This is a genomic window from Brucella grignonensis (genome assembly GCF_002252505.1).
GTDB classification, from domain to species: domain Bacteria; phylum Pseudomonadota; class Alphaproteobacteria; order Rhizobiales; family Rhizobiaceae; genus Brucella; species Brucella grignonensis.
Map to the genome: position 1 here is coordinate 1 of NZ_NNRL01000160.1, position 14,073 is coordinate 14,073.

Consider the following 14,073-nt stretch of genomic DNA (forward strand, 5'->3'; position numbering starts at 1 on the left):
CTGTTCGCACTTATATATGCAGCGCTATCCGAGCGCTCTATCGATGGGATTGAGCCACAAACCGGCCTCATTATTACAATAGCTTCTACACAAATTGAAAATTGGCCTGCAAAGCACTGTGAATAACCAAAGCCCGTTCGCTTATCGTTGACTTAACGCGTTACGGCAGGCAAAACTCAATAGCCCGCTTGAGGGACTTCCATAATAAGGGAAGACACCATACGTCGGACGGCAGTCATCCTGCTTTCTGAAAAATGATGTTCACGCACCTTTATGTGCGGCCAGATTTGAAGAAGGGCCTACAAGAGCAGCATGAAAGAACTGGGGCCGAACAATCTCGATCCGGGTGACGAGCCCCCGCTCACGGTAGGTGGACGGCGGCGTCCACCAGACAGGCGCGAAGTTTCAGCGCGTTGGCTTGCTGGCACATTTCTTACAGGCGTTACATCTTGTATGTTGATTGGTGTTGCGTTGTTTGCGGCTCTTGATGGTCGTGAACAATTGGCAACCCCGCCTGAAATTCTTGCGCGCAATGACATGCCCGGCGTCGTCAACGATACCAATGTCACAAAAGGCGCGCGTCTGGTAAGCACCATTTCTAAACAGAAAGCCAATGACCGGCGTCGCTTCGACCTGTCGACCATGCAAAAAGTCGGTGAGCGTGAAGTTATCCGCACGCGGCCCTTCGAGCTGGTCAGCATGGCATTGGCCGTTGATCATCCGTCGAACCGAAAATATCCGGCATTTGATGCAATGGCTATTTTCTCGGAAGGACCCGCAGCACCGCAACCCACCGATGCCAGCCAGATTTATGGCGCAAAGGTTGAAAGCGAAGTCAGCCTGAAAGTTGCCGATTTTCCACTGAACAGCACAACATTTGATCCATCGAATGATTTGACCGTCGATGAGGTGGAAAAGGTCGTTCGCGACACCGGAGTTTTGTTGACCGACGGCGACGTGCAGGTTGCCTCACTACATTATGTCGATCCGGCACGTTTCGGTGGAACAGATTCGTCTTTTGCACTCAGCCCGGCCCTTGGTGTGAAGATCATACAGGAAAATGTCAGTGTTTCCCAGCGCGTTGACGATGAAGAGGCCTCCGATGGCTTTTCGGAAGAGCTGATTCCTTTCCGCCAGACAATGGACATCGGTCAAGCACTACAAAATGCTGGCTATACGGGCGAAGACGCTACGGATATGGCGGATGCGCTCACCAAGTTACTGAATTCTCCACGTCTTAAAGAAGGCAGCGTGCTGCGTATCGGCACAGAGACACAGGATGGCGAGGATCGCATCGTCAGAGCGAGCATTTATCACCGGACGACGCATCTGGTGACGGTTTCTCTCAATGATCGTAAGCAATATGTACCGTCCGATCAGCCTGAAGAAACACCGCTTCTCGCATCCGCCTTTGATGGCGATGCACCACCGACGGCTATTCGCGGTAATCTCCCAAGTGTTTATGACGGCATCAGCCGTGCAGCACTTGCTTATGGCATGACAGAAACCATGCGTGAGCAGCTCGTTAAAATGCTCGCAACCGATGTCGACCTTCAGGCCCGGCTTTCACAGAGTGATAATATAGACGCCTTCTTCTCGCTTCCGGAAGATCCGGAAAAGACCGAAGGCGATTCGCAACTTCTTTTTGTTTCGGCAACCTTCAGCGGAACGACACGTAAATTCTATCGCTATCAGGCGCCGGATGGCACCGTCGACTATTTCAATGAAGATGGCAAAAGTGCGAAGCAGTTCCTGTTGCGCAATCCAGTTCCGAATGGCGTATTCCGCTCTCCATTCGGTATGCGCCGGCATCCAATTCTTGGCTATAGCCGGATGCATACAGGCGTCGATTGGGCAGCACCGCGTGGCACACCGATCATTTCATCGGGTAATGGCGTGGTGGAAAAGGCCGGATGGACCAATGGTTACGGCAACCAGACTTTGATTCGTCACGCCAATGGTTATGTCAGCAGCTACTCTCACCAGAATGCAATTGCGCGCGGCGTAACTGCGGGGTCACGCGTGCGTCAGGGCCAGGTGATCGGCTATGTCGGATCAACCGGACTGTCGACAGGACCTCATCTTCACTACGAACTGATCGTCAACGGGACCAAAGTTGACCCACTTCGTATCCGCCTGCCGGACAATAAAGCGCTCAAAGGCAAAGAGCTTGAAGCTTTCAAGCAGGAACGGGACCGTATCGATACGCTCCTGGATACGGAAGATACAAGCAATGGCACTAAGCTTGCCTCGAGCGGATCGACAAAGAGCTAATCGTTCTTCCCCCTGCCCCATCTGGTTTATCTCAGAACGCACAAAACACGAAAGCGCGGCGCATCTTTTAAAATATGCACCACGCTTTTTATTTATGCTGTCGCCGAGTTTACTCCGTGAATTCGACTGTCACACCCGCTTTTACAAGCTTGGCCAGCTCTTCGGCGTCCCAGTTGGTCAACCGTACGCAGCCATGGCTGGATGTTTTGCCAATCCGTGAAGGCTCAGGTGTTCCGTGAATGCCGTATGTCGGCTTGGAAAGCGCGATCCAGACAGTGCCGACAGGCCCGTTCGGTCCCGGAGGAATGGTCAGAACCTTGTCATTGCTGCCCTGTTTGAAGTTGATTTTCGGATTGTAGGTATAATTCGGATTGATCGCGATACGTTGCACCTGCACGATGCCCGACGGGGATGGCGTGTCCGATGAACCGATCGTTGAAGGATAGGCGACAACAAGTTTTCCGGTTTCGTCATAGCCGCGCACTTGCTTACGCCCTTTGTCGGCGATGATTCGCGAAACCTTTGTACGCACTGGCTTTCCCAGATTGGGGACTTTGGCAACAGAACCCGGCTGATTGAAGTTGACGCCCGGATTGATCTCTTTGAGATAAGCCTCGTCTATATGAAACTTCTCACCGAGCATTTCCGTGACAGACGTATAAGCCATGGCTGGAAGTTGAGCCTTGTGGGCATAATCGTCCGGAATGGACGCAACATACTGACGACCGACATCTTCATTGGTGATCGTATATTCAGTGAAGGCTGCACCGCCAGTCGCTTCCAGCTCAGTATTAATCGCAGCGTCATCCTTTGGATCGAGAACTTTGCCGGTCATCTCACCAAAAGCTGCCGCGGCCTTGTCAACATTGCTGCCCGAACGGCCATCAATGACACCCGGCGATGCACCGGCCCGATCCAGCAGAATCTGATAGGCGGCGATCTTTTCCTTCGCGCCCCGCCCTTTCGGCATTTCTATAGCTGGAGCCATATCATCGGGATTGGGTACAGCATGCGGCTGCGTTGATGGCTGCTCATATCCCTGATCACGATTGATGCTGGCGGTCGGCGATTCAGTGTCAGGATATTCAGTACCCGCAGGCGGCAACTCGGAACGCTGGACCTGCCCGTCACGATTATAATCGTAAGCGGGTGCTGAAGGTGCATCCGGATAATAATTCGGATCTTCCGGCACATTACCAAAGCCGTCATAGGGCGCACCACCACCGACCGGGCCGTCGGACCAGTTTCCACCCTGCTGACCACCGCGCGCATAACGGTCGGATTCGCGCGGATCTTCAATATTGATGACACGCCCGCGACGATCCAGCGTTACCTGACGGCCATATTCATCGGTGTAAACCCGCACGCCCCTATCCCGGCCACGATCCTGACCCCAATCGAAAAGCTGGGCCAGCTGTACGGGCCGCGAAACATCGGGCGTCGCATCGCGCTCTTCCGCATGAGCTGCCGCCCCTGCTGCAAGAATGATTGCAGAACCGAACAATCCGAAGCGAAGCATGCGTGAGAGATGCGACATGGAGGAAACCCTGAATGATCTTATGCCGTATGGATGCAGTTATATGGTTAACAATTGCTTATTCAATAACAGCAAATGCCAGATGAACTGGACATGAAGATGGCCATAAATACCGTTCATGCTTGCAGAAAAAGAAAAAGCGCCGCAATCGGATGACTGCGGCGCTTTTGAAAATCACACGTCAGGCTTTACGCGTCTGCGTTTTCCTTCACAGGCTCACCTTCAACCTCCACGCGAATCGGGCGGAAGTTGAGGCGATCTGAGCCGGGCAATATTTTGACGATGGAACCGTCAAGAATGTCACCAAGCAGAATACGCTCGGCCAGTGGGTCCTGAACCTCCTTCTGGATGACGCGCTTCAACGGACGCGCACCATAAGCCGGATCATAACCCTTATTTGCCAGCCATTCGCGGGCATCGTCTTCAAGCTGCAACACGATTTTACGATCGCTTAGAAGCATCTGGAGACGCTGCATCTGAATATCAACGATCGCACCCATGTCCTCGCGACGCAGCCTGTGGAACAGGATGATCTCATCGACGCGGTTCAGGAATTCCGGACGGAACGCAGCCCGCACGACACCCATCACCTCATCGCGAACGCTTTCGACATCATCCTTCTCGCCAAGATTGACAAGATATTCAGCACCAAGGTTCGAGGTCATGATGATGACCGTGTTGCGGAAATCAACCATACGGCCCTGACCGTCGGTCAGACGGCCGTCATCGAGTACCTGAAGCAGGACGTTGAACACGTCTGGATGCGCCTTTTCGATCTCATCGAACAGGATCACCTGATATGGTCTGCGGCGCACAGCTTCCGTCAAAACGCCACCTTCTTCATAGCCGACATAGCCTGGAGGTGCACCGATCAGCCGACTCACGGAATGCTTCTCCATGAATTCCGACATATCAATACGCACCATTGCCGTGTCGTCCTGGAAGAGAAACGCAGCCAGCGCTTTGGTCAGCTCGGTCTTGCCCACGCCAGTGGGACCCAGGAAGATGAACGAGCCAATAGGGCGATTGGGGTCCTGAAGTCCGGCACGCGCACGGCGGACCGCTTTCGAGACAGCTTGTACCGCCTCGCCCTGCCCGATAACCCGTTTCGCAAGTTCGTCTTCCATACGCAGAAGCTTCTCGCGCTCTCCTTCCAGCATCCGTTCGACCGGAATGCCAGTCCAGCGGGCAACGATCTGCCCGACATGTTCAGGCGTCACGGTTTCCTCAAGCAACGATCCTTTGTTCTCGTTGCTTTCAGCGTCGACAAGCTGCTTTTCGAGCTGCGGGATCGTGCCATAGGCAAGTTCACCTGCTTTCTGGAACTCGCCGCTGCGCTGTGCGATGGCCAACGCATTACGGGCTTCTTCAAGCTGGCGTTTCAAATCCGCCGCAAGTCCGAGCTTCTGCTTTTCAGCCTGCCATTTCGCTGTCAGTTCAGCCGACTCTTCTTCCAGATCGGACAGCTCTTTTTCAAGACGCTGCAAGCGATCTATGGAGGCTGCATCGGTTTCAACCTTCAGCGCTTCACGCTCGATCTTGAGCTGCATTGCGCGGCGATCAATCTCATCGAGCTCTTCAGGTTTGGAATCCACCTGCATGCGCAAACGCGACGCGGCTTCATCGACAAGATCAATGGCCTTATCCGGCAGGAAGCGATCCGTAATATAGCGGTTTGAAAGCGTAGCGGCTGCCACAAGTGCCGAGTCAGAGACGCGAACTTTGTGATGCTGCTCGTATTTTTCTTTCAGTCCGCGCAGGATCGAGATGGTATCTTCAACCGTTGGCTCATCGACAAATACAGGCTGGAAGCGACGGGCAAGGGCTGCATCCTTCTCGACATATTTGCGATATTCCTCAAGTGTGGTTGCACCAACGCAATGCAGTTCGCCGCGGGCAAGTGCAGGCTTAAGAAGGTTCGATGCATCCATCGCACCGTCTGATTTACCGGCGCCAACAAGCGTGTGCATTTCATCGATGAACAGGATGATCTGGCCAGCAGCCGTCTGCACTTCCGAAAGCACTGCCTTCAGACGTTCTTCAAACTCGCCACGATATTTCGCACCAGCAATCAGCGAACCCATGTCGAGCGCCATCAACTGCTTGTCTTTCAGTGATTCGGGTACGTCGCCATTGACGATGCGAAGCGCCAGGCCTTCTGCAATCGCGGTCTTACCCACACCTGGCTCACCAATCAGAACCGGATTGTTCTTGGTGCGGCGTGACAGAACCTGGATCGTGCGTCGAATTTCTTCGTCGCGACCGATAACCGGATCGAGCTTGCCCTCACGCGCATCTTCCGTCAGATCGCGCGCATATTTCTTGAGCGCATCGTAGTTGCTTTCAGCGGAAGCCGAATCGGCGGTACGACCCTTACGCATATCGTTGATGACCTTGTTGAGCGCCGTGGGTGTTACACCAGCAGCGGCCAGAATTTCAGATGTTTTGGCGGATTTCTCGATCGCAAGTGCGGTGAGAAGCCGTTCGACCGTGACAAAGCTGTCGCCTGCCTTGTTCGCAAGCTCTTCGGCCAAGGTGAAAACCTTCGCCAATGGTTGCGAAAGATAAAGCTGGTCATTGCCACCGCTTACTTTCGGCAGCTTCTCGAGCGCATTCTGCAATCCAAGACGAACATCAGCGATGCGACCGCCCGCGCGTTCAATCAGAGATGCAGCCAAGCCTTCTTCGTCATCGACGAGCACTTTCAAAAGATGCTCGGGCGTAAACTGCTGATTGCCCGATGAAAGAGCAAAGGTCTGCGCCGACTGAATAAAACCCCGAACCCGTTCAGTGTATTTTTCAATATTCATAATGTCTCCTTTTTCCTTCCGACCCGTTCCGGCATCGAAAGATAGTTGGTGACGGAACCCCCGAATTCGGCAGGCTCCTTATCCAAGAAAGCATATGGGACGATGGATGGGTTTCGGCAAGACCGGAGAGGCCACTAAACCGCAAATAAAAAATGGCGCGGAGAACCGCGCCATTTTCTAAAAATCAATCAGTTGTCGTTCTGAAAACTAGAGCATTTCCAGCAAAAGTGCGAAGCGGTTTTGCGTCGGATAATGCGAAAAACAAAGAAATAGAGCATTTCCAATGATTCAGGAAAAACAGGAAATGCTCTAAGCGTCGGAATCCGCAGTTTCGGCAACCGACGTATCGCCAGCGCCTTCATCCTTGGCAACACGACGGGGACGACCCGGACGACGTGTGCGGCGGACAGGCGCTTCTTCTTCAGCCGAAGCTGCAACTGGTGCTTCAGCCGCAGGAGCAGCCTTTTCCACGACAGGAGCGGCTTCCTCTACGACAACCTTGGCAGGCTTTTCAGCGCGTACGGGCTTTTCAACGACCGGTGCTGATACTGGAGCTGGCTGTTCGTCAGCTGCAGCAACCGGTGCCTCTACGGAAGGCTGTTCCGAAGCATCATCGGCATTGAAACGTTCGCGCTGTGGGCGACGACCGCGACCAAGACGACGCTGATCGCGTCCATCACGAGGTTGCGAGCGGTTTTCCGAACGGTTCTCACTGCCTTGATCGCCATAGACAACTTCAGCAGGTGTGCCTTCGATAACAGGCTGCGGGCCTGAACCGTTTACTGGCTGCGGTGCGGAAGCGGCTTGAACAAAACTGTTTTCATTTTCATCTTCATCACCACCGTCATTGTCGAAGTTTTCTTCGCGCTGATACGGAATGTTCTGCTGCGCCATGGCAGCCATGATGATGCGATTGTAATGTTCTGCGTGCTGAAGATAATTTTCAGCCATGACACGATCGCCAGACGCCTGTGCATCGCGAGCCAGTGTCGTATATTTTTCTGCAATATGTTGAGCATTGCCGCGGATTTTTACGTCCGGACCATTGCTTTCATAATTACGCGACAGAGGATTGGGGCCCTTGCGGTTATTATTGTTATTATTGTTATTTCCCCGTCCGCGCATGCGCCTGTTCTGCTGTGCTGGCCTCATCGTCTTCTCTTTTCAGATTAAAGGGCGTCAAATTCCCGTGACCTAAAGTCACCGGCTTCGCATTATCGAGCCATGGAGGAAGCACACCCTAAAACTTCCCACACATCGAATGGTTCTGAGTTCCGTACTGCCAAAAAGACAACACGAACTTTTCGGATTGGCATTTGCAAGACTCACCCGAAAAGACAAACTCTTCGGATTTATTTTTGAAAGTCGTGCACTTCCGTACAAACCATCCCATGAGAAACCCCTCACGGGAGCATGACCTAAATTCGTCATGGAGCATTTCCGCCACCGCCCTCAAGCGGGCAAAACCATTCTGGCTGCATACGGTGGCTGGAAACTAAACGGCTTCGCCGTAAATTCCAAGCGCTTTTTTTGGGTCATCGAGCGTTTTTTAACACTCAGTCCGTCAAACACCCGCAACGAGTTTATGTATAAAAACCATGGCCCTTCTATGGCCACCGAGATCACTTGCTACATTGGTCAGATGGAAACCAGCGCTTTCAAAAACGGCGCTCACATCGTCAAACTGGCCTGCGCCAATTTCGACGGCAACTATTCCATCCTCATATAGGTATTCGCGAGCCTCACTTGCAAGGGCACGATAAAAATTAAGTCCATCGTCGCCGCCATCCAATGCAGTCATTGGATCGTGCTCTCGCACTTCCCGCGACAAATCTTCAATATCTTTACTGGGAATATAGGGAGGGTTTGAGACAATGAGATGAAACTTGCCGCTCACATTTGCAAACCAGTCGCTTTTGAGCGCCGCAAATCTGTCGCTCACACCATTCATGGCCGCATTGATCCGCGCCATGGCCAGCGCACCTTCCGCAACGTCCAGTCCGACGCCGTGAAGATTTTCAAACTGATGCAGGAGTGAAACCACGATAGCACCGGTCCCCGTACCCATGTCGAGCATCGTTGCCCGGCCATGCTGTGCGATCAGCTTTTCAAGATAGGGTGAAACCAGCTCAACCAGCGCTTCAGTATCAGGGCGCGGTTCAAGCGTGTCAGGCGAAAGGCGGAAAGGCAAACCATAAAACTCGCGCATGCCGATAATTCGATGCACAGGCTCGCCAGCTATCCGGCGCTCCAGTGCATCGTTCAATTGCACAAGCTGCACTTCGTCAATGGGCTTTTCCGGCGAGGAGATCAGATCAAGTCGCGTTGCGCCGGTGATCCACTCGACCAGAAGCTGCGCGTCGAGATCGGGAGTATCGAGTTCTGCCGCACGCAGCCGTGCGCGGCTTGATGCCATCAAGCTATCAAGACGTTCGCCACTCACGCGTTTTCACCCAGTTCCATCAGAAGTGCGGTCTGGTGGTCGGAGATCAATGCATCGACCAGTTCGTCGAGTTCACCCATCATCACACGGTCGAGCTTATAGAGGGTCAGATTGATACGATGATCAGTAACGCGGCCCTGTGGAAAATTATAGGTGCGGATTCGCTCGGAGCGATCACCCGAACCGACCTGACTGCGGCGCGATTCCGAGCGTTCACTCTCAGCCTTCTGCCGTTCCATATCGTAAAGACGTGCGCGCAGGATCTGCATGGCACGGGCACGGTTCTGGTGCTGAGATTTTTCGGCCTGCACCACCATGATGCCCGTTGGAATATGCGTAATACGCACAGCCGAGTCAGTGGTGTTGACGTGCTGTCCACCGGCGCCCGAGGCGCGCATCGTATCGATGCGAATATCCTCGTTACGGATTTCAATGTCGATATCTTCGGCTTCCGGCAACACTGCAACCGTTGCGGCGGATGTATGAATGCGCCCGCCCGCTTCAGTTTCAGGCACGCGCTGCACGCGATGCACACCTGATTCGAACTTGAGCTTGGAGAAGACACCCTTGCCCGAAACCGTGGCAATGATTTCCTTATAGCCGCCAGCATCCCCCTCGCTGGCCGATACCAGTTCGACCCGCCAGCCTTTTTCGGCCGCAAAACGCTCATACATGCGGAAAAGATCGCCTGCGAAAAGCGCGGCTTCCAGTCCACCTGTACCCGCACGGATTTCAAGGATCGCATTCTTCTCGTCGGCGGCGTCTTTGGGCAGAAGAAGAATCTGCACTTCCTGCTCCAGCCCCTCAATCCGCTCAAGCACGCCCGGCAATTCTTCCACAGCCAGCGCCCGCATCTCAGCATCGGTCGATGCGTCATCGCGCATGGAAGCAAGATCCTGCGCTTCATTACGCGCATCTGTCAGCTCACGGATTTTACCCACAACGTCCTGAAGCTCGGAATATTCCGACGCAAGCTTTACATAGGTTTCCGAATCCGGATTGTTCGCCATCTGGCTTTCAATCATCGAGAACCGCTTGAGAAGCTGGTCCATCCGGTCCTGTGGCAATGCGATCATTGGTATGTCCTGGTATCTATAGCTGTTACGCGAATAAGCAGTATTGAGCGCCACGCACAATGCGCGGCACCCAAACATTTCATGCAATTTGCTACGCTATAACGGAATATCGTTGTCTTCGGCAAACTGAAGCAGCAATTCGCGCATCGAATGTGCACCATTCGGCTTATCCAGCTTCTCGTTCAACAATGCATTGAGCTTGCTTACATCAAGCGCGCCAAGCATCGCCTTCACTGGTCCGATGTTGGCCGCCGACATGGAAATCGAGCGGAAGCCAAGGCCTAGCAATGCCATCGCCGTCAACGGACGACCCGCCATTTCACCGCACAACGTAACCGGCTTTTTGTGGCGATTTCCGGCATCGACAATATGACGAAGCGTACGCAAGAAGGCAGGCGAAAGCTGATCAAAACGACCTGAAATCAGCGAATTGCCGCGATCAACCGCCATGAGGAACTGGAACAGATCGTTGGAACCGACCGAGACGAAGTCGACAATCGCCATCAACTCATCAAGCTGCCACAGGAGTGCAGGCACTTCGATCATCGCACCGAGCTTGAGATTAAGCGGCAGCGTATGGGCAAAGCGGGAAAGATGACGGACTTCGCGATCGATGATCTCGCGCGCGGCCTTCACTTCACTGACTTCCGTGACCATCGGCAGCATGATCTTAAGTTCACGCCCACCCGCAGCCTTCAGCAGCGCGCGCAACTGTGTGCGCAGCAAACCCGGGCGATCTAATGTCAGACGGATTGCACGCCAGCCGAGAGCAGGGTTTTCTTCCTGTGCAGTCGCACGGAAATATGGGAGCACCTTATCGCCGCCAATATCGAGCGTCCGGAAGGTTACAGGCTTGTTGCCTGCTGCCTCGATCACCGAGCGATAAAGCCGTTCCTGCTGTTCAGCACGCGGGAAAGTCGACGCCACCATGAACTGAAGTTCGGTGCGGAACAGGCCGATACCGGCAGCGCCCGATGCCGAAAGTTGCGGCAGATCCACCAGCAAACCGGCATTCATCAGCAGCGAGATATCGACGCCGTCTTTCGTCAGAGCAGGCTTGTCACGCGATTCGCGATAAAGCGCCTGACGACGGGCGCGGAAACGAACCTTCTCCGCATAGACTGTTTCAACATCCGACTGCGGGCGCAGATGCACAATGCCTTCATCGCCGTCGACGATAGCGGCATCGTTGTTTTCAGCCATGGAAACAGCGCCCTTGGCCTGACCGACCACGGGAATTCCCATCGCGCGGGCAACGATCACCACATGACTTGTTGCTGCACCGTCTTCCAGAACAACACCGCGCAAACGTTCACGCGGATAATCAAGGAGTTCGGCTGCCCCCATGGTTCGCGCAACAATGATTGCGTCCTTGGCCAGAGATTCGGCCATGGTCTTTACATCGCGCCCCATGAGCTGGCGCAGCAAACGATTGGCCAGATCATCAAAGTCGGACAGGCGCTCACGCATATAGGGATCGGTCAGATGCACCATGCGCGCACGCGTGTCGCTCTGGACCTTTTCGACGGCTGCTTCGGCGGTCAAACCGTTGTGAACTGCTTCTTCGAGACGGCGCACCCAACCGCGATCATGGGCAAACATGCGATAGGCTTCCAGCACTTCACGATGCTCACCTTCAATCGCCACATCGCGGCGCGAAAGCATATCATCAATCGAAATGCGCAAAGACCCCAACGCTTCCTCCAGTCGGACCAGCTCAGCCTGACTGTCTTCATTGAAGAGATTGGTTACAACAATACGCGGCTCGTGGAGTACGACATGACCAAGACCGATGCCGTCATTGAGCCCATTGCCAGTCACACTCATCGGACGGCCAAGATCCAGTTCAATACCTGGACGCGCGAGACGCAGACCATCTCCCGTTGCAATGATTTCGGCCAGAACCATGGCTGTCGTTTCAAGTGCTTCTACCTCGTCTTCACGATAAGCGCGCTTGGTCTGGTTCTGGACGACAAGAACGCCCAAAGTGCGGCCAGCGCGAAGCACCGGAACACCGAGGAATGAATTATAGGCTTCTTCGCCCGTTTCCGGCAGATAGGCAAAAGCCGGGTGGCTCTGCGCATCAGTCAGGTTCAAAGGGCGTGCACTGGCAGCAATGGTGCCGACAAGGCCTTGTCCCAAACGCAACTGCGCCAGGTGAACGGATTGTGGATTAAGACCTTCGGTCGCATAAAGCTCGAGCACACCATCGGCGCGAAGAACGTAAAAGGAGCAGACTTCCGCAACCATATTTTGCGCGATTTCACGGACAATCCGGTCAAGACGCTCCTGCGGCTCCAGCGGTTCCGCCATCAATTCGCGCAACCGCTTCAACAGCACGCGGGGACCGGTTGTCAGATCACGCATGATCGTCGGGGGCTCCTCATTCTGGTACAGGCTTAGCTTCACGCAAAGCCAGTTCCCATTACCCGCCTGCGAAGCGTTACGCCAAATCCTTTGTGAGCATTTTTGACACGCGCGTCTAGTCTCTTCGTCAGAAAATCTGACAACTTGTATAATAAGACAATGCCGCCCCCAAAAACGGTGAGCGGCATTGTTTCAAAACGGGTCTTTAATTGTGAGCCTCGCAGCCGGCTAATAATCCAACTAAGTGCTGATTATTTATCAAGCCCATAGACGCCGTGCAGTGTGCGCACAGCAAGTTCAGCGTAAGGACCGTCAATCAGGATCGAAATTTTGATTTCCGATGTGGTGATCGCACGGATATTGATGCCTTTTTCAGCCAATGCCTTGAAGGCAGTTGCTGCAACGCCTGCATGGCTGCGCATGCCAATACCGATCACCGAAATCTTGGCAAGACCGGTTTCCGACTGAATGTGATCAGAGCCGATTTCTGCCTTCACTTTATCGAGAACCCGCAACGCCTTGTCGATATCGCCGGTCGGGATTGTGAAAGTCATGTCGGTTTTCGAACCGTCTTCCGACACGTTCTGCACGATCATATCGACATTGATGTGCTCTTCGGCCAGAGGTCCGAAAATCGCAGCCGAAATGCCTGGCCGGTCGGCCACGCGCCGGAGCGAAATCTGAGCTTCATCCTTCGCATAAGCGATACCTGTGACGACCTGCTGTTCCACGATTTCATCCTCGTCGCAAATGAGCGTTCCGGGCGGGTTGATCGGATCATCCATGCCCGGTGCATTGGGGTCCGTAAAACTTGAGCGCACGAAGGTGCGAACTTTATGTACCATGGCCAACTCGACCGAGCGTACTTGAAGCACCTTGGCACCGAGCGAGGCCATTTCCAGCATTTCTTCAAATGTAATGCGTGAAAGGCGCTTTGCCTTGGGTTCAATGCGTGGATCAGTCGTATAGACGCCATCGACATCGGTATAGATATCGCAACGGTCAGCCTTCACGCCAGCGGCAATCGCCACAGCCGACGTATCCGAGCCGCCACGGCCCAGCGTCGCGATACGATTATCGGGGCCGATACCCTGGAAACCGGCAACGACAGCAACCTGCCCCATTTCCATGCGACGGATGATTTCCGAACCGTCGATTTCCTGAATACGGGCAGCGCCATGTGCATTGTCAGTCTTGATCGGAATCTGCCAGCCCTGCCACGAACGGGCGTCTACACCAATAGACTGCAGTGCAATCGCCAGAAGACCACTTGTCACCTGCTCACCGGAAGCGACAATCGCGTCATATTCGCGTGCATCGTAGAAGGGTGAAGAGCCACCAGCAACCTTGGGCATGTTCTGCACCCAGTTGACCAGTTCGTTGGTCTTGCCGGACATGGCGGAGACGACAACGGCAACCTGATTGCCAGCATCGACTTCACGTTTGACGTGGCGCGCCACAATGGAGATGCGTTCCAGATCAGCCACAGAAGTGCCGCCGAATTTCATCACGATGCGCGCCATTTAAGGATACGTCCCGTCTTTTGAAAAATTACACTAACGTCTG

Annotated in this window: 8 protein-coding genes; 1 reads left to right on the forward strand and 7 read right to left on the reverse strand. The window is 53.9% G+C overall.

Going from position 1 to position 14,073, the window contains the following annotated elements:
* Positions 1-312: 312 nt before the first annotated feature.
* On the forward strand, positions 313-2,274 hold the full coding sequence (locus CEV33_RS12145) for a M23 family metallopeptidase (RefSeq protein ID WP_094540725.1): 1,962 nt from the start codon (positions 313-315) through the stop codon (positions 2,272-2,274).
* Positions 2,275-2,383: 109 nt separating this feature from the next.
* Here CEV33_RS12145 and CEV33_RS12150 read toward each other — a convergent pair whose 3' ends face one another.
* The 7 genes from CEV33_RS12150 to CEV33_RS12180 all read right to left on the reverse strand — a co-directional run bounded on the left by CEV33_RS12150 (position 2,384) and on the right by CEV33_RS12180 (position 14,030).
* Positions 2,384-3,811 carry a L,D-transpeptidase gene (locus CEV33_RS12150; RefSeq protein WP_094540726.1) on the reverse strand — a complete coding sequence of 476 codons (1,428 nt, stop codon included), beginning with the start codon at positions 3,809-3,811 and terminating at the stop codon, positions 2,384-2,386.
* A gap of 188 nt (positions 3,812-3,999) precedes the next feature.
* Positions 4,000-6,621, reverse strand: a complete 2,622-nt coding sequence (gene clpB / locus CEV33_RS12155) for an ATP-dependent chaperone ClpB (protein ID WP_094540727.1) — start codon at positions 6,619-6,621, stop codon at positions 4,000-4,002.
* 309 nt (positions 6,622-6,930) lie between these two features.
* Positions 6,931-7,773, reverse strand: coding sequence for a DUF4167 domain-containing protein (locus CEV33_RS12160; protein ID WP_094540728.1), 843 nt, complete (start codon positions 7,771-7,773; stop codon positions 6,931-6,933).
* Between the two features lie 412 nt (positions 7,774-8,185).
* Positions 8,186-9,037: a peptide chain release factor N(5)-glutamine methyltransferase gene (gene prmC, locus CEV33_RS12165; protein ID WP_094540756.1), complete on the reverse strand. Its 852-nt coding sequence runs from the start codon at positions 9,035-9,037 to the stop codon at positions 8,186-8,188.
* 23 nt (positions 9,038-9,060) lie between these two features.
* Complete coding sequence (prfA, locus tag CEV33_RS12170) at positions 9,061-10,140, reverse strand: peptide chain release factor 1 (RefSeq protein ID WP_094540729.1); 1,080 nt, start codon at positions 10,138-10,140, stop codon at positions 9,061-9,063.
* 96 nt (positions 10,141-10,236) lie between these two features.
* On the reverse strand, positions 10,237-12,507 hold the full coding sequence (ptsP, locus tag CEV33_RS12175; protein ID WP_094540730.1) for a phosphoenolpyruvate--protein phosphotransferase: 2,271 nt from the start codon (positions 12,505-12,507) through the stop codon (positions 10,237-10,239).
* A 251-nt stretch (positions 12,508-12,758) separates the two neighbouring features.
* The gene (locus tag CEV33_RS12180) at positions 12,759-14,030 is read right to left on the reverse strand and encodes an aspartate kinase (protein ID WP_094540731.1); all 1,272 of its coding nucleotides are present in this window, start codon (positions 14,028-14,030) and stop codon (positions 12,759-12,761) included.
* Positions 14,031-14,073 lie beyond the last annotated feature (43 nt).

What these genes read in the sequence shown, in the direction of transcription:
- CEV33_RS12145 (WP_094540725.1), top strand. Translation starts at nt 313, where the DNA reads ATGAAAGAACTGGGGCCGAACAATCTCGATCCGGGTGACGAGCCCCCG.
- CEV33_RS12150 (WP_094540726.1), bottom strand. Translation starts at nt 3,811, where the DNA reads ATGTCGCATCTCTCACGCATGCTTCGCTTCGGATTGTTCGGTTCTGCA.
- clpB (WP_094540727.1), bottom strand. Translation starts at nt 6,621, where the DNA reads ATGAATATTGAAAAATACACTGAACGGGTTCGGGGTTTTATTCAGTCG.
- CEV33_RS12160 (WP_094540728.1), bottom strand. Translation starts at nt 7,773, where the DNA reads ATGAGGCCAGCACAGCAGAACAGGCGCATGCGCGGACGGGGAAATAAC.
- prmC (WP_094540756.1), bottom strand. Translation starts at nt 9,037, where the DNA reads ATGGCATCAAGCCGCGCACGGCTGCGTGCGGCAGAACTCGATACTCCC.
- prfA (WP_094540729.1), bottom strand. Translation starts at nt 10,140, where the DNA reads ATGATCGCATTGCCACAGGACCGGATGGACCAGCTTCTCAAGCGGTTC.
- ptsP (WP_094540730.1), bottom strand. Translation starts at nt 12,507, where the DNA reads ATGCGTGATCTGACAACCGGTCCCCGCGTGCTGTTGAAGCGGTTGCGC.
- CEV33_RS12180 (WP_094540731.1), bottom strand. Translation starts at nt 14,030, where the DNA reads ATGGCGCGCATCGTGATGAAATTCGGCGGCACTTCTGTGGCTGATCTG.